General features: G+C 58.8%; 13 protein-coding genes. 2 read left to right on the forward strand and 11 right to left on the reverse strand.

Features of this window, described 5'->3' with window-relative positions:
• From ACR3ES_RS11090 to ACR3ES_RS11110, 5 genes are read right to left on the reverse strand one after another with little or no spacing between them, the layout of a single operon-like run.
• Entirely contained in the window at window positions 1–270 is a 270-nt protein-coding gene (locus tag ACR3ES_RS11090; protein ID WP_170433089.1) for a K+/H+ antiporter subunit F, read from the reverse strand.
• Entirely contained in the window at window positions 267–764 is a 498-nt protein-coding gene (locus ACR3ES_RS11095; RefSeq protein WP_170433134.1) for a Na+/H+ antiporter subunit E, read from the reverse strand. The genes ACR3ES_RS11090 and ACR3ES_RS11095 overlap by 4 nt, the downstream gene beginning before the upstream one ends.
• Entirely contained in the window at window positions 764–2,308 is a 1,545-nt protein-coding gene (locus ACR3ES_RS11100) for a monovalent cation/H+ antiporter subunit D (protein ID WP_170433085.1), read from the reverse strand. The genes ACR3ES_RS11095 and ACR3ES_RS11100 overlap by 1 nt, the downstream gene beginning before the upstream one ends.
• Complete coding sequence (locus ACR3ES_RS11105; RefSeq protein WP_170433082.1) at window positions 2,305–2,664, reverse strand: Na+/H+ antiporter subunit C; 360 nt, start codon at window positions 2,662–2,664, stop codon at window positions 2,305–2,307. Before ACR3ES_RS11105 ends, ACR3ES_RS11100 begins: the two co-directional genes overlap by 4 nt.
• Window positions 2,664–5,534 (reverse strand): monovalent cation/H+ antiporter subunit A, encoded by a 2,871-nt coding sequence (locus ACR3ES_RS11110; protein WP_170433078.1) that lies wholly within the window; start codon window positions 5,532–5,534, stop codon window positions 2,664–2,666. The genes ACR3ES_RS11105 and ACR3ES_RS11110 overlap by 1 nt, the downstream gene beginning before the upstream one ends.
• A gap of 219 nt (window positions 5,535–5,753) precedes the next feature.
• Between ACR3ES_RS11110 and ACR3ES_RS11115 the strand changes: the two genes are divergently transcribed.
• Together ACR3ES_RS11115 and ACR3ES_RS11120 are read left to right on the forward strand one after the other, a co-directional pair.
• The gene (locus tag ACR3ES_RS11115) at window positions 5,754–6,224 is read left to right on the forward strand and encodes a rhodanese-like domain-containing protein (RefSeq protein ID WP_170433076.1); all 471 of its coding nucleotides are present in this window, start codon (window positions 5,754–5,756) and stop codon (window positions 6,222–6,224) included.
• Window positions 6,224–7,039: an alpha/beta fold hydrolase gene (locus ACR3ES_RS11120; RefSeq protein WP_170433074.1), complete on the forward strand. Its 816-nt coding sequence runs from the start codon at window positions 6,224–6,226 to the stop codon at window positions 7,037–7,039. The genes ACR3ES_RS11115 and ACR3ES_RS11120 overlap by 1 nt, the downstream gene beginning before the upstream one ends.
• Here ACR3ES_RS11120 and mdoH read toward each other — a convergent pair whose 3' ends face one another.
• From mdoH to ACR3ES_RS11150, 6 genes are all read right to left on the reverse strand, one after another.
• Window positions 7,040–8,908, reverse strand: a complete 1,869-nt coding sequence (mdoH, locus tag ACR3ES_RS11125) for a glucans biosynthesis glucosyltransferase MdoH (RefSeq protein ID WP_170433070.1) — start codon at window positions 8,906–8,908, stop codon at window positions 7,040–7,042.
• Window positions 8,905–10,404, reverse strand: coding sequence for a glucan biosynthesis protein G (locus tag ACR3ES_RS11130; RefSeq protein WP_170433067.1), 1,500 nt, complete (start codon window positions 10,402–10,404; stop codon window positions 8,905–8,907). The genes mdoH and ACR3ES_RS11130 overlap by 4 nt, the downstream gene beginning before the upstream one ends.
• Window positions 10,401–11,621, reverse strand: coding sequence for an OpgC domain-containing protein (locus ACR3ES_RS11135; protein ID WP_170433064.1), 1,221 nt, complete (start codon window positions 11,619–11,621; stop codon window positions 10,401–10,403). Before ACR3ES_RS11135 ends, ACR3ES_RS11130 begins: the two co-directional genes overlap by 4 nt.
• A 28-nt stretch (window positions 11,622–11,649) precedes the next feature.
• Entirely contained in the window at window positions 11,650–13,020 is a 1,371-nt protein-coding gene (locus ACR3ES_RS11140; protein WP_170433060.1) for a tetratricopeptide repeat protein, read from the reverse strand.
• A 179-nt stretch (window positions 13,021–13,199) separates the two neighbouring features.
• On the reverse strand, window positions 13,200–14,384 hold the full coding sequence (locus tag ACR3ES_RS11145; RefSeq protein ID WP_170433057.1) for a CaiB/BaiF CoA transferase family protein: 1,185 nt from the start codon (window positions 14,382–14,384) through the stop codon (window positions 13,200–13,202).
• Complete coding sequence (locus ACR3ES_RS11150; RefSeq protein WP_170433054.1) at window positions 14,371–15,990, reverse strand: thiamine pyrophosphate-binding protein; 1,620 nt, start codon at window positions 15,988–15,990, stop codon at window positions 14,371–14,373. Before ACR3ES_RS11150 ends, ACR3ES_RS11145 begins: the two co-directional genes overlap by 14 nt.
• Between the last annotated feature and the right edge of the window lie 37 nt (window positions 15,991–16,027).

The following is a 16,027-nucleotide window of genomic DNA, read 5'->3' on the forward strand; positions in this document are numbered from 1 at the left end:
TCACTCGATGATGTTGCCGCGCAGCATAAAGCGCGCGTAGGCCACGGTTGAGACAAAGCCCAACATGGCAATGATCATCGCGGCTTCAAAGAAAATCTCGCTGCCTTGAGACAGACCATACAGGATCATCAGGGCGATGGTGTTGATCACTAGTGTATCCAGCGCCAGTACGCGGGTGCCGACACCGTCTGCGGTGATGATCCGCCAAAGACACATCAAGATCGCTGCCCCAAAACAGGCGAAAGCAAACCAAATCGCATAGAGCATCATTCGAAAATCTCCTTCAGGCGGCGTTCGTAGCGCCGTTTGATCTGGTCGCGAACCGCCTCGGGGTCCGGTGCGTCAAGGCAATGCACCAGCAGGTTGTGACCTTGCGCTGACAGATCGCAGCTCACCGTCCCTGGGGTCATAGTTATTGTGCCCGCAAGGACGGTGATTGCTTCGGGCGTGCGCAGCTCTAGCGGGATGCAAATCCAGCCAGGCTGACGGTCGCTATCGCGTTTGAACAGGATGATGCGCGCAACGGTGATGTTGGCCATAACGATATCCCAGAGGACCACCAGCATATATTCCGCCACCATCGGCCAGTTCCGCAGCTTTGGGCGATCCGGCCAGTAAGGCTGCGTGATAAACGGAATGATGATCCCCAGCAGCAGGCCAAATACGAGCGAGTTCAACGACCCGTTATTGGCCAGAAGAACCCACACCAACGTCAACAGAAAGGTCAGGTGCGGGTGCGGGAATATTCTGTGCAGAAGCTTTATCACTCTTCCCCTCCCAATACCGCAGAGATGTACTGCTCAGGCGTGAACAACTGTTCGGCGGTCTTACTTGTGTACTCCAATGCAGGCCCCGCAAACAGGGTCAGAAGGATCAGACCCGCCACTGCTCCGAAAACGGCCGTAAAGGCCAATCCGGGTTGGGGTTCGGGTGCGGTGGCTTGCGGTTGTTCGTCGGCGTCTTGCGCCTTGGGTTCCCCGACATACTGGGCATCATGACTTTTCCAGAAGATCAGCGACCCGGCTCGGGCCAGGCCGACGATCGTGACGAAGGACCCAATCAGAACGACCGCCCAGACCGCGTTGGCGTCGGACGCGTCCCGCGCGGCATCCAGAACCAGCAGCTTTCCGACGAAGCCGGACAGGGGTGGCATCCCGGCCATGGCAATAGCGCCGACAAAGAAGAGGGACGCGATCAAACCGCTTTGCGCCATTGGCGGCTTTGGCGCGATGGCACCGCCCCGGCGTTCCATAACCAAGTCCGCAACTAGAAACAGAAGTGCTGTAGCTAGGGTTGAATGGAACACATAGTAGAGCGCGGCCGCTGTTGCGTCTGGCGTGAACAGTGAAATGGCGATCAGCAACGTGCCCATTGAGGCGATTGCACAAAAGGCCACCATTCGGGCGATGTGTTGCGCCCCCAATATCCCGATGGCTCCAACGGCAAGGGTCAGCAGCGCTGCGGGTTGCAGCCAGTCACCGACCAGTCCGTGGGTCGCTTCGACTTCGGGGCCGAATGCCAGCGTATAGACGCGCAGGATCGAATAGGCGCCGACCTTGGTCATGATTGCAAACAACGCCGCCACGGGTAGTGGCGCATTGGCATAGCTGGCCGGAAGCCAGAAATGCAGCGGCAGCACAGCAGCTTTGATACAAAAGACCAACAGCAACAGTACGGCACCCACGCGCAGCAAGGCGGTGTCCTCGGGTGGAATCTCTGCGACGCGGACAGCAATGTCTGCCATGTTCAGCGTTCCGGTCACGCCATAGAGCGTGCCCAGAGCAAACAGGAACAGCGTCGAGCCCAACAGGTTGTAAGCGACATACTGCACCCCCGCCTTCAGGCGCACCGAACCGCCCGCATGGGTCATCAGGCCATAGGACGCGATCAACAGAACCTCGAAGAAAACGAACAGGTTGAACGCGTCGCCTGTCAAAAACGCGCCACACACACCCATCAACTGAAAATGCAGCAACGCGTGAAAGTGTTTTCCGCGTTCGTCCCAACCGGAGGCAATTGCGTATAGAACGATGGGCAGGGCCAGCAGCGCGGTCAGCAGAACCATCATCGCCGAAAGCCTGTCCAGAACCATCACAATCCCGAACGGAGCGGGCCAGTCTCCAAGCTCATAGACCTGAATATCCCCGCCCATCGCTTGTACGGTGACGGTCAGGGCAATGCCGATCAAAGCCACAACGCCCGCGACCGAGAAGATACGCTGCAGGTCCAAGTGGTATCGCAGAACCATGATTATGAACGGGGCCAGGATCGCGGGAAGGACGATCGGCGCAACGATCCAGTGGTTCATGCGTCTTCTCCCGGCGCATCCGTGCTGTCCTGGGCGGTCATGTCGATATGGTCATCCTTTGAGGACAGGTAGGCGCTGAGCGCGATCATCACGATCACAGCCGTCATCCCGAACGAGATCACAATGGCCGTCAGCACCAGTGCCTGGGGCAGCGGATCGGTGTATGGAACCTCTTCGTACTTGTTCAAAACCGCGGGTGCATTCAGCGCCAGACGACCGGTTGCAAACAGGAACACGTTCACCGCATAGGTGATCAGCGACAGGCCCAAAATAACCGGGAACGTGCGGCGGCGCAGGATCAGGAAAATCCCGGCAGCGGTCAGAACGCCTACGGCAGAGGCTACCAACGCTTCCATCAGGCCTGCTCCTTCTCTTTGTCTTCTTCCGGCGGATCATCCCGCAGCGGGTTGATATCCATCGGGAATTCCTGCGCCATACCTGGTTGCCACGCAAAGCGGGACAGACTGTCCAGCGCCAGCATCACCGCGCCCAAAACAGCCAGGAACACGCCTGTGTCGAACAGCAAGGCCGTTGCCCACTCGAACTCTTCCAGCGGGGGCCAGTTGATGTAGCCGAAGTCGCTGGTCAGGAACGGGCGTTCGTTGAACCATGCGCCGACACCTGTGGCGGCGGCAATCAGAACCCCCCAGCCGATCGTGCCGTGGTAGTAGAACCGCTGACGTTCAATCGCCCATGTATAGCCGCTGGCCATGTATTGCATCAGGAACGCAATTGCCACGACCAGACCGGCGATGAACCCGCCGCCCGGCTGGTTGTGCCCGCGGAAGAAGATATAGGCCCCAACCATTAGCGCGATTGGCATCATGACGCGGGTCACAACGACCATCATCAAGGGATGCGCATCGCCAGACTGCGGCCAGTGCGGTTTGCGATTCAACAAATAGCCCCGGACATTGCTGCCAAGAACAGCCTCGGTCAGAGCAAAGATGATCAGCGCGGCGATACCCAGAACGATGATCTCGCCAAAGGTATCAAAGCCCCGGAAATCGACGAGGATCACGTTAACGACGTTGGTGCCACCGCCGCCTTTGTACGAGTTCGCCAGATGGAAGTCCGAAATCGTCGGGAAGGCAAAATCACGCATCATGATCGCATAGATGAGCGCTCCGGCTCCGATACCCGCCACCACGGAGACAGCCGCATCCCGCCATCTGCGCGCAGCCGAGCTGTCCCAGGGCGTTTCGGTCGGCAGAAAGTTCAGAGACAGAAGCAGCAGGATCATTGTCACCACTTCGACCGAGATCTGTGTCAACGCCAGATCCGGTGCTGAGAGATAGTTGAAGGCAACCGAAACGATCAGACCGACGACGCCAATCAGCACAAGCGACAGCAGTCGGTTGCGGTGGAACCACATGATCCCCAGCGTTGCGACAACGAGGCAGATCCAGCCGATGATCGGAATAGTCTGGGCAGGGATCGGGACGCGTGTTTCAACACCAATGGTGCCGGTGGAATAGGCGTAGTACCCCAGTGCCACTGTGAACGCGACGAAAATGATCGCGTAGCGGCTGAGGACGCCATTGTGCAATTCGTCGGTGACCCAGCGGCTTAGCCTTGTGAAGGCGCTGATGATGGCCTCGAAAATCACTTTGGCTTCGGGGCGGGGCAGGGCGTTCCAAACCTGCTCGCCGCGTTGATGCAGGGTCAGCAAGAACAGGCCGCCCACCGTCGCCACGACAGACATATAGAGCGCTGGTGTGAAGCCGTGCCAGAGTTTCAGCGAGTAGTACGGCAGCTTCTCTCCGCCGATCACTGCGCTGGAGACCACCGCCACCAAGGGCCCGACAATCGCCGCCGAGTAGAGGCCGATCAGGATCACCAGCACGACGAGGAACGCAGGCGCGATCCAGAGACCGACAGGTGGGTCGTGGGGCTTTGCAGGATAGTCGTCGCGCTCAGGACCCAGAAAGACATGGCTGATGAAGCGGAAGGAATAGGCCGCAGAGAACAGCGCAGCCAGCAACGCCAGCCCGGGTACCAGATAGGGCGAGTTCAGCCAGGTTGTGTCGACCGTTTCCTCCAGCATCATTTCCTTTGACAAGAACCCGTTCAGCGGTGGCAGGCCCGCCATTGACAATGCGGCGATTGTTCCGACCGTGAAAGTGATCGGCATCAGGTGGCGCAGCCCGCCCAGTCTTTTGATATCTCGGGTTCCGGTTTCGTGATCCACGATCCCGGCCGTCATAAATAACGCAGCCTTAAAGGTCGCGTGGTTGATGATGTGAAACACGGCAGCGACCGCTGCGAATGTTGTGCCGAACCCCAGCAGCATGGTCACGAGACCAAGATGCGAGACGGTCGAAAACGCCAGCAGCGCCTTGAGGTCATCCTTGAACAGGGCGATCACTGCGCCGATCAGCATGGTGATCAGGCCGGTTGTCGCCACAATGTAGAACCACGCATCGGTTCCGGACAATACCGGCCACATGCGCGCCATTAGGAAGAGACCCGCCTTCACCATCGTGGCGGAATGCAGATAGGCTGACACTGGCGTCGGTGCCGCCATGGCATGCGGCAACCAGAAATGGAATGGGAACTGCGCCGATTTCGTGAAACAGCCCAGCAGGATCAGGATCAGGGCTGGCAGGTAGTAGGGCGAGGCCTGAATGAGCTCTTTATTCTGTAGAATGACGCTCAGGTCATATGAGCCGACGATGTTGCCCAGGATCAGCATCCCCGCAATCATCGCCAGGCCACCGCCGCCAGTCACGGCCAGTGCCATCCGGGCGCCTTGACGGCCTTCGGGCAGGTGTTTCCAGTACCCAATCAGAAGGAACGAGCTGAGCGATGTCAGCTCCCAGAAAATAAGCAAAAGCAGTATGTTATCGGACAGGACGATGCCAACCATCGCGCCCTGAAACAGCAGAAGATACGTATAAAACTGTCCCATCGGGTCTTCGCGCGACAGATAGAATCGCGCGTAAAGGATGATCAGCAGACCGATGCCGAGGATCAACAGTGCGAACAGAAATCCCAGCCCATCCAGCATGAAATTCGCGTTCAGTCCCAGACCGGGGATCCAGTCGAACCGGGCTGTAACCACTTCGCCCCGCATGACCGTGGGGATGTGTATAAACAGTCCTGCCAGCGCCATGAATGTCGTCAACCCAGCCGCCGAAGCTGCTGCATTTCGGCCCGCCCGGATCAGGAGGGCTGGAAAGACAGCTCCGATAAAGGGAAGGGCCGCGATAAGGAATAGGGACAAGTGCGATACTCCGTACTGGGCGCTTGAAGTGTTACAGAATTTGTAGGGATAATTTAATGACTGTTCAGAAATTGCAAGGTTCGCGCAAATTCCAAAACGTGTATATTGGATGCTTCTTCTGCGTAATAATGACGCGAACTTGATCCTTTCGACGGATTTCGGCACGGAAATGCCGGACCGGGTGTGTTAATGCGCTTTAAGCGGCCCAGGGAATTTGGCATGACGAAGATGAGGAACGGGATCCGAAGATGGGTTTTGCTGGGCGGTTGTGCCGCTATTCTCACCAGCTTTGCGATCCGTGAATACCGCCTGATCCCCGAGGACTATGCGGGTCGTCAGCTTGATGTGTCCGAGGCGCACAGGCAGGCGGTCAATGGCGATGTGTTGTTGGTCGATATCCGCACGCCCCGGGAATGGCGGGCGACAGGTCTGGGCGTGGGGGCACATCCGCTTGATATGCGTCGTGATGACTTCACCGAGGTGCTCGAACAGTTGGTAGGGGGGGATCAGCACGCTCCGGTCGCACTGATCTGTGCGCGCGGCGTTCGGTCGGCGCGGCTCAGCAACCAGCTCAGCGAGGCTGGCTTTACCAATGTTATAGATGTGCCCGAGGGTATGCTGGGATCCGCCGAGGGCCCCGGCTGGGTTCGGGTTGGGTTGCCAATCAAAGACTACGAGGGGGGCGCGTGATGAGGTCCAAGCTCTGGACAACCATCGGTTTCGCGCTGTGCGCGCAAATGGCTCAGGCGGCTTGCGGAGACGCCGAGGGACTGTGTGAGACCGAGTCCGGTGGCTATCAGATCGAACTGCCCGAGGCAGAGAATCCACCGATGGTCATTTTCCTGCACGGCTATGGCGGCAGCGGAACCGGCACGATGAGAAACCGTGGCATGGTTGATCCGTTGTTGGCCCGGGGATACGCGGTGATGGCGCCCGAAGGTGCAATCAGCAATGGTCGCCAAAGCTGGAATTTCTATCCCGGTTGGGACGGGCGAGATGAGACCGCCTTTCTTATCGAAGTTGTCGATGATGCGGCCGCGCGGTTTGGTGTCGATCCCGAAAGAGTAGTCCTCGGCGGATTCTCTGCGGGCGGGTTCATGGTCAATTATCTGGCCTGCGCAGCGCCGGAGACGTTTTCAGCATATGTCCCGGTTTCTGGCGGATTCTGGCGTCCACATCCCGAGGCCTGCGCAGGCCCGGTGCGCTTGTTTCACACCCATGGCTGGACCGACAATGTTGTTCCGCTTGAAGGCCGCTTTCTGGGCGGCGGACGCTTTCAGCAAGGCGACATCTTTGCGGGGCTGGAGATCTGGCGTACCGCCAACGAATGCGTCGACAACCGTCCGGATGGTTTTGGCAAGACAGATGAGTTCATGCGGCGGAAGTGGACTCGTTGCGCTGAGGGCAGTGCCCTTGAACTCGCGCTGTTTCCCGGTGGGCATTCCGTGCCCAAAGGATGGTCGGACATGATGCTGGATTGGTACGAAGGACTGCCCGGCGGTTGATTACTCCGCCGGGGTCATGGTGCCCTTACCGTCGATCAGACGCTTCAACTCGTCCCGGTGACGGCGCGCCGACCGTGTGATCGCCGGTTCCTCGAAGTCTTCGCGCATTCCAACCATGTGCCGGGCCGCACCGGCCGATACGCCGCTGAGCGCGGATAGCGGGATGGCCAGCGCCAGGCTGATGGCAATCGGTGCAAGCCAGAACGAGACCAGACCTGCCAGAATACCGATGCTGAGGGCAATTCCGCTGATGGTTTCAAGCGCGTGGCACAAAACGAGTGTGCGCAGCCGGTAGGTGCTGCCGTCCCGCGCCTGCGGCGACCAACCTTTCTGGAGGCCCAGTACCGTGCGGAAAACAGCAATCATCTGTTGCACCATCAGAATTGGCGCATAAAGGATCGACAGCAGCACTTCGGCCAGAAAAGATGTGAAAAACCGCCGCCCGCCGCCAAAGTCAGAATAGCGCACCCCGGACAGAGGCAAGGCGGCAACGCCCAGAACCTTGGGTGCAAGTAGCATCGCGTACATGACCAGAATAATCAGCACATGGCGCGTTTCGGTCATCTCCGGCCATTGGGGAAAGAGTGGATTGTCTGGACTGAAGTAATGCAGGACCGAGGCGTCCTGTCCCTGGCCGATCAATGCCCACATGACCAGCAGCGCGAACCAAAGCGGCGACATCAGATATCCAACGGCCCCATGAAACATGTGGAATCGCGACACCGAGCGAAAGCCACTGGTCCCGAGCAGTTTCAGATGCTGCAGGTTGCCTTGACACCATCGCCGGTCACGCATGGCATGGTCGATCAGGGTGGGGGGTGTTTCTTCGTAAGAGCCACGGATTCGCGGCAAAAACCGCACGGCCCAACCGGCCCGGCGCAGCAAGCCCGCTTCGACGAAATCGTGGCTCATGATCAGTTTGTCTTTTCCGTTGACCGAGCGAAGCCTTGGCAGGCCGGCACAGGTGGCAAAAGCCTTGGTGCGAATGATGGCGTTGTGACCCCAATAATTGCCTTCCTGTCCACACCATCGCGCGAGGCCTTCGGCAAACGCGATCCCGTACACGCCATTGGCAAACTGCTGCATCCGTGCAAAAACAGACTGCGCGCCGATCAGCTGCGGATAGCTCTGGATCAGGCCGGCACCTGGATCACGCGCCAGTGCATCGGTCAGACGGGCAATCGCACGGCCTGTCATCAAGCTGTCGGCATCCAGAACCAACATGGCATCCCAGTCACCACCCCAGCGGCTAACCCAGTCGGCGATGTTGCCGACTTTTCGATCTGTGTTTCGGTCCCTGCGGCGATAGTAGAGTTCCAGTCCGGGTGCCAGGGTTGTGCGCAGCGCTTCGATACTGGCCTGTTCCTGCGCGGCGATGTCCGGATCGCGCGTATCTGACAGGATGAACATGGCATAGTGGTTCTGACCGCCGCGTGACTGCAAGTCTTCCAGCATGGTGCGGGCATTGCCCAGAACGTACCAGGGTACTTCATTGTAGACGGGCATCAACAAGGCGACGCGCAGGGGATCCGCGCGGTTGCGCCGCGCCGGTAGGTCTTGCCTGGAGAGCGAGATCATACCCAGCAAAACGGTGCAGACCGTGAAAGATATCCAGAAGAAGTTGAACGAGATCAGAGTCAGCAGAATGCCCTCGATCAAATTGATCCCTTCGGCTCCGAACCAGTCGGTCATGACCCACAGCAGGCCCAACGTCGCGGCCATGGCCGGTGAAAAGGCCAGAGCGCGCCAGAATCCGGTGGATGGCCGTCGAGAGGGCGGCACATCGGCGTCACGGAATCCGGTGCGAAAATCCTGCGTTGGCATCGTCAGAGGAGCCTCGGGCGGCATGATATGCAGGTTTTGACTCATGTAGTCCATCTGTACAGCCAGACCTCAGAGGCCGCCTGTTTCCCTAGGCGTAACTGAGCCCTCAGTTCGACATGATCGCGATCAGACGGTTCGAACGAAAACGCAAGGCGCACACCGCCTGTGTCCGGGTTGTATTGCAATACGCCATCGGATGTTTCGGCATGCGGCGATTGCACATAGATTTTGATCGCATCAAGATCTTCAAAAAGCTCACTGGCTTCAAAGTCGATGACGGCCAGCCGCCCTTCGCCAAAAGTGTTTTCGCCCATCGCCGTGTTGATCACGCGTGGCATCGACGTACGCTGGGGCTCTTCTCCCCATATCAGAGAATACGATATGTCGACCTGTTGGCCTGCGCTGTAGGGTACGGCGGGTCGCCAGTAGGCCACAATGTTGTCGTAGATTTCCTGATCGGCGGGTATCTCTACCAGCGTGACCGTGCCTTTGCCCCACTCGCCTTTTGGTTCGACCCACAAACCTGGCCGTTTGTGGTAATTGGCTTCGAGATCGGCGTAATCCGAAAACGCCCGTTTTCGCTGCATCAGACCAAACCCCTGAGGGTTTGTATCCACAAAGGAAGAAATTTGCAGCCGGGTCGGGTTTGCCAGAGGACGCCAGATGACTTCGCCGGCGCCATTTCGGATCATCAGCCCATCGCTGTCATGCACCGCAGGCCGGAAGTCGTCGAACCTGCTGTGATTGGTCTGATCGAAGAGGAACATCGAGGTGCCTGGTGCGATCCCCACGTGGTCAAGCTCGACGCGTGGGAAAAGGGTGGCCTCGACCTCCATGACGCAATCCGCGCCGGCGGTGACGTCAAAACGGTAGGCGCCGGTGACGCTGGGGCTGTCCATCAGCGCATGGACGACCATGTTGCGCTGGCCGGGTTCTGGACGCTCCAGCCAGAAGCGAATGAACTCAGGAAATTCCTCGCCATCCGGATCGCCGGTTTTTAGCGCAAGCCCGCGCGCCGATAACCCGTACACTTCGTGCAGGCCAATCGCGCGAAAATAGCTGGCGCCCTGGAACACGCAAAACTCATCGGTTTTGCCGGGACGGTGCATTTCCGTGCGCAGGCGCAGGCCCGAAAATCCAAGGGTCTCGTCCACAGGAAGCTGCGGGACCTCGTCTGACTTGTCGAACATGTCCAGGTCAAAGACAACGGGTTTGGTCATGCTATCTTCGACGGTCGACACCTGAACGGTTCGAGGGAAGTAGAGACCCGGTGTGAAGAAGTCGACATTGAACGGCGTTTCCGTTTCAAACCACAGCGCCCGATCCAACCGGAACCGGATTGACCGGTATTGCGGATAGGTCAGATCCTGCCATTCCTGCGGCACCATTTCGCGTTCTTCGAACGGGCGGCTGGCAAGATCGCGAGCCAAGGCCACGACGTCATTGCGGTGAAACGGAACGTCTCCGCCCGTGGCAAAGGTTGCGGGCGCGAGAAACAGCGCTGAGGTTGAGGCCAGAAATGCGCGGCGGGTCAAATTCATTTCTTTAATTTCCAAGGCTGTGACTTAAACCACGCGGCCAGATAGGCCACGCCGATGATCATGGCAAAGCCAATCATGTTGGCGACAAAGACACTGGCAACATCCCGCCCAGTCTGGTCCAGACCGACGCCGATCAACCGGGCGGCGGCCATCGAGAATACGAATACCGCAAGCGATTGCTGACCCACCTTGGTGATCAGCTTCAGAACCAGTTGCCAGACGCGCGCGCCAAGGCTGTGACCGGTGGCGATCAGGCGATGGCCATGTTCGCCCGCAACGACCCAGCCCAGATAGGCGAGCGACAGGAAATGCAGGTAGCGGAACAGTCCGAACTCGGTTTTGCTGCGGAATTCTTTGGTCAACGGCCAGACTTCGCGGATTTGCTCCGCCAGATCCGGCGCTGCAGACTGGATCCACATAAACACCTTCCAGGACCCAAAGGGCGCGGACAGAACCAGAAACAGCACAGCCGCCCAGATCAGGGTCTTGGATACGGGCGGGGCCGGCAGCCAGCCCCGCATAAAGGCAAAGCCGGTAAAGAATAGCAGTTGCCAACCGAACGGATTAAAGAACCACTGTCGATCCGACCACGGTTCTGCGGGCAAAGCCAGAATGCCGGTTTGAGCGACCAGCCAGATCCCGACCGAAGCTGTGGCCACCGCCCAGAATCCGATCCGCGACAGAGCCATGAACAACGGCATCATCGCCAGCACGACCAGGTACATCGGAAGGATATCGAAGTAGTTGGGCACATAGGTCAGTGTAAACAGACCAACCATCTGCGGCAGCGGGTCATTAAAGAAATGCTGCAGGTTCAGGGACGATACGTAAGTTTTTTCGAACAGGCCGGAAGTGTCCAGCGCGGCCATGCTCATGGCGACAAAAAAGAACAGGCAGATATGGGCCCAGTACACCTGCCAAATACGGAATACCACGCGGGCCGTGCCCATCCACCAGCCCTTGCGCATGAAGGCGCCGCCAAAGGCGATGGCCGAGGCCATGCCGGAACAGAACACAAAGATCTCGGTCGCATCGGAAAAGCCGAACCGCGCGGGAATCCACTTGGCCCAGGGGTCGTTCGGAATGTGTGCGATCAGGATGATGAACATCGCGATGCCGCGATAAAAATCCAGTCGGGGATCGCGAACACGCGCGGTGGGAGCTGCGGCCGAGGCCGCAACAGGAGCAAAATCAGTAGCGGGCGAAGCGGTCGCCATGCGGTCTTTGTCCTTCTTGGTCTTTTCGTTATTCGGCGGGGACGCTTTGCGCATCGCCGTTGTCGCGCGCCGCGTCGATCAGGGCGCGGCGGGCAAGCGCATAATTGTCCTCGCCTCCGGCGCGTTTCGCCTGCCGGTCGTCCAGAATGTGTTCAACGGCATCCAGCCGTCCCGCACGCAACCCGGAATCGATTGTGATGCGCTCGAATACATCGCGCTGGGCATGACTGCCACCGGCCAGTTGCATGGACCCGCGCGCGCTGAACAAAAAGTCGAAGGCAGCACCATATTGACCCTTGCCAAACGCTTCCAACCCTTTTGCGGCCGCCACGCCAGGATCCGACATCCGAATGGCGGTGTCGCCATGATTGCGACCGGCATCTTTTTGAATGCGCTGCAAAAGCTTCCCCGTGGCGTCCGGCCGGTTATCCCCGGTCAGCGCCAGCAAATAGTGAAGATCGGCGAAAATGAGACATCCATCTTCGGTCCTGGCGGCGCTGAGATCGGCCAATTCTTCCCAGCGATCTCCTACATTGACGCCCTCAAGTTCCAGCCGCGATAGAAGCGAGGTGGCATTTGAGATGTCGCGATAATCGTCGGTCTTGTCCTGACGGATGTTCTGATCGTAGAGCTCGATTACCTGCTCAACCTGACCCAGGTCGAGATGCATCAGCGCCTTGTGCCACCAGACATGATAGCGAAAATTATTGCAGTGCGCCCAGGCGTCTTCACGACCGGCCAGCCAGTCCAGCCCGAGTTGCGCGTTCCCGGTCATCTCATGCACATGGGCCACCGCATGCAGGCCCCAGGCGTCATCCGAGACCATCCACAGCGCCTGACGACCGGCAATCTCGGCTTTCTCGTAGGCCCCGGTTTCTTCCAGCGCGAAGGAATGGCACCCCAACAGGTATCCCCGCCCCGCATGGTCGGGTTCATAAGACGGCAATACCCGCTCAATGGAACGGCGCATGCCTTGCGCGTCGCCCAGCACGAAACGGGTGGCGTGGCTGAGTTTCATCGCCAGCGTGTCTTCGGGATGCGCGCGCAGAACCTCTTCGAATTTCTGGACCGCCTGCGATGGCAGATCGGAAAGGTAGAGTTCGAGCGCATCGACATAAAGCCGCTCGCGCGCGGACACCGGCTGACGCTCCATCGCGGCTTTGGCGGCAGCCAAGGCGTCGGTCGCAACCGGCAGCATCTCGCGTCTGCCCAGCAGAACCATGAACAGACCTTTGACGGCATGACCCAGCGCAAAATCCGGCTCAAGCTCAAGCACCTGCCCAAGATGTTGCGGCGTAATTGCCGCATGGGCCATGAACCCAAGCAGAACACCGTTCCAGGCGTCAACGCTTGCCGACTGGGTGAGGCTGTTCATCTGTCCGAAAACATCTTGCTTCATGCGTGGGTCCAATCTGATTGAGATATTTGACACTGTTCGATTTATCAGAGTGTGCGGCGGCGTCGTAACAGTATCGACCCTGCTCTCGAATTGGTGAAAAGCCGTGTGTGCGAAAAACGAAAAAAACCGCCGATTCAAGGGCATGTTTCAGCAACTTGCCGCCGAAATGGGCAAGTGTTTCAATCGTCGAACGGATTTTCGGCACTCAGCACCGCCTCGGTGTCCGCCCCGAAAACGGGCGGTGCAGTGCGGTATGTCACCGGGGTGCGCGACAGGTTCAATGGATTCCCAATAAGTTGAACGTCGCCCGGATCGGCTTTCATACTGATCTGCATCTCCCGTGCGCTGGCCTGGTCGGTGTCAAATACCTGATCAAGTGTCTGAACCGGGCCAACCGGAACTTTGAGTGCCTCAAGCTCGGCAATGACTTTTTGTGTGGATATCGCGCGCATTGCCGGGCGCAGCACGGAATTCAAGTCGTCGCGATGCTCCAGACGCGCCGGATTTGTCGCAAAGCGGGGGTCATCTGCAAGCTCGGTGGCCTCGATAAAACCACAGAAACGACGGAACTGGCTGTCATTTCCAACCGCCAGAATGACGTGACCATCCGCTGTTTCGTACACTTCGTAGGGCACGATGTTGGGATGCCCGTTTCCGCGTCGCTGCGGTACCTTGCCCGATGTCAGGTAATTCACACCTTCGTTGATCAGCCACGCCATTTGAGTGTCGACCAGCGCAAGATCAATCTGCTGTCCTTCGCCAGTCAGATCGCGGTGGCGCAGGGCGGCCAGAATACCAACAGCCGCGTACATGCCGCACATGACATCGGCAATGCCGACCCCCACTTTCATCGGTGCGCCGTCTGGATCGCCCGTCAGGGACATGATCCCCCCGTAACCTTGTGCCATAAGGTCATATCCGGGCTTGTTGGCGTTCGGCCCTGTCTGGCCGTAGCCCGAAATGGAACAGTAAACCAGGCCGGGAAGATCTTGCGCCAAACTGTTGTAATCCAGACCATATTTGGCCAGCCCGCCGGGCTTGAAGTTTTCAATCAGGATATCCGCATGTGCTGCGAACCGTTTCACTTGCGTCTGCCCCTCAGGTGTCGTGATGTCGATGGCAACGGATTTCTTATTGCGGTTCGCAGACATGAAATAGGCGCTCAGATCCGAACGATTGCCATCCGCATCCTCGACATAGGGCGGGCCCCATTGACGGGTATCATCACCGCCTGTGGCGGGATTTTCGACCTTGATCACGCTTGCGCCAAGATCCCCCAGCAACTGTGTGCAGGTCGGGCCCGCCAGAATACGGCTGAGATCCAGAACCTTAACCCCTTTGAGGGGCCCTTCAGATCCGGCCATCATACCCTCCACGCTCGATTTCTGCGGCAATAACGGTGAAACGGTCGGCTTTCACCGCCTCATCCAGTGCCGCCCGCAGTTCTCCGCGGTTGCGTACGGTGTGTCCATAGCCTCCAAATGCCTGTCCGATGGCAGCAAAGTCGTGGCGGTCAAAGTCCACGCCCCGGTTGCCCATCTGGCGTTGACGCTGCTTCAGTTCGATTAGGCCAAGGCTGGCATCAACAAACACCAGAAAAATCGGGTTCCCGCCCATTTCGGCGGCGGTGGACAGTTCGCCCGCCACCATCAGGAAACCGGCGTCACCCGAAAAGCTGATCACCGGACGGTCGGGTTCGGCGAGTTTCAGGCCCATTGCCATGGGTACCGCGCAGCCCATCGTGCAGAGCGCTGAGGACTGGATTAGTCCGCGCGCTTCCGTACAGGTCCACATCTGGCTCAGCAGGATGCGATGGGCGCCACTGTCTGCTGTGGCAAGGGTCTCAGGAGGTAGGGCCGCGCGAGTCTCGGCAATCACGGCGCCGGGCCCCCAATCCTCGTGGGACGGAAAAGCCCCAGCCAATGCGGATTTGACCTGTTTGGGTTCGCAATCGGGCCAAGTGGCGCGGGCACTATTGCCCTTGGCGATGGCTTCCAGCGTGGTTCCTGTATCGGCCACAAGGTTCAACCCGGCTTGATGCATATAGTGGTCGTTGAAGACGGCCGAGATATCGATAACGCGCGTGTCCTCGGGATCCCAGATTTCGCGCCAGCCGGGGCGCATTTCAATTGGGTCATAGCCCAGACACAGGATCAGATCCGCTTGCTCGACCAAGGGCACGAGATGTTTGTCGGCCAGCGGTGACAGCCCAGCCGCACCGAGGCAAAGCGGGTGGTCCTCTGGCACCACGCCTTTGGCCTTATAGGTGGTGACAAAGGGAATGCTGAAATGCTCCAGAAAAGCCTGAACCACGCTGCGGGAGTCGTCATAGAGCACATCCAGCCCGATGATGGCCAAAGGTCGTTGGGCGTCGGCGACCCAGCGGCGCGCCTTTTCAAGGCAATTGCCTTCCGGCGTGACCGCGGCCGGTTTGGCAAGACGACGACGTTTGGTGGTGGAGACGCGCGTATCCGCGACCGAGATCGGGACATCGATATGCACAGGGCCGGGGCGCGGTTGGTTGGCCAGCGAAACGGCCTTGTCCGCGACAATGTCGGCGCCTTCTCCCGTCATCAGAAACGTCCCCTTGGTGATCGAGCGATACACTTGGCTATGGTCCATGACCTGATGTGTATAGGTCAGTGCTTCGTCAGCATCGACACAACCGGTAAGAACAATCATCGGAACCCGATCCTGCAGCGCATTGGCCACCACGTTGATCCCGTTCATCGCGCCGGGCCCAAGAGTTGCAACAAGGATGGCAGGTGCGCCATCGCGATGATGAACGGCCTCGGCCATGAAACCTGCCGCGTTTTCGTGTTTGGTCAGGTGAAACGCGATCCCAGCCTGTTCCAGCGCATCCACCAGCGTCAGAACCTCGCCTCCCGGCATGCCAAATGCATGGCGGCATCCGGCCTCATACAACCGCTCGGCCAACAGATCAGCGGCGCGGGGGGAAGGGTCCTGCATCAGTCATGCTCCGAAATTTGTGTTGCTGAGCAGATTG

Source organism: Ruegeria sp. B1 (assembly GCF_056535885.1).

Bases quoted from the DNA above. Each gene is read 5' to 3' on its own strand.
- ACR3ES_RS11090 (WP_170433089.1), bottom strand. From the start codon at position 270: ATGATGCTCTATGCGATTTGGTTTGCTTTCGCCTGTTTTGGGGCAGCG.
- ACR3ES_RS11100 (WP_170433085.1), bottom strand. From the start codon at position 2,308: ATGAACCACTGGATCGTTGCGCCGATCGTCCTTCCCGCGATCCTGGCC.
- ACR3ES_RS11105 (WP_170433082.1), bottom strand. From the start codon at position 2,664: ATGGAAGCGTTGGTAGCCTCTGCCGTAGGCGTTCTGACCGCTGCCGGG.
- ACR3ES_RS11115 (WP_170433076.1), top strand. From the start codon at position 5,754: ATGACGAAGATGAGGAACGGGATCCGAAGATGGGTTTTGCTGGGCGGT.
- ACR3ES_RS11120 (WP_170433074.1), top strand. From the start codon at position 6,224: ATGAGGTCCAAGCTCTGGACAACCATCGGTTTCGCGCTGTGCGCGCAA.
- mdoH (WP_170433070.1), bottom strand. From the start codon at position 8,908: ATGAGTCAAAACCTGCATATCATGCCGCCCGAGGCTCCTCTGACGATG.
- ACR3ES_RS11130 (WP_170433067.1), bottom strand. From the start codon at position 10,404: ATGAATTTGACCCGCCGCGCATTTCTGGCCTCAACCTCAGCGCTGTTT.
- ACR3ES_RS11135 (WP_170433064.1), bottom strand. From the start codon at position 11,621: ATGGCGACCGCTTCGCCCGCTACTGATTTTGCTCCTGTTGCGGCCTCG.
- ACR3ES_RS11140 (WP_170433060.1), bottom strand. From the start codon at position 13,020: ATGAAGCAAGATGTTTTCGGACAGATGAACAGCCTCACCCAGTCGGCA.
- ACR3ES_RS11145 (WP_170433057.1), bottom strand. From the start codon at position 14,384: ATGGCCGGATCTGAAGGGCCCCTCAAAGGGGTTAAGGTTCTGGATCTC.
- ACR3ES_RS11150 (WP_170433054.1), bottom strand. From the start codon at position 15,990: ATGCAGGACCCTTCCCCCCGCGCCGCTGATCTGTTGGCCGAGCGGTTG.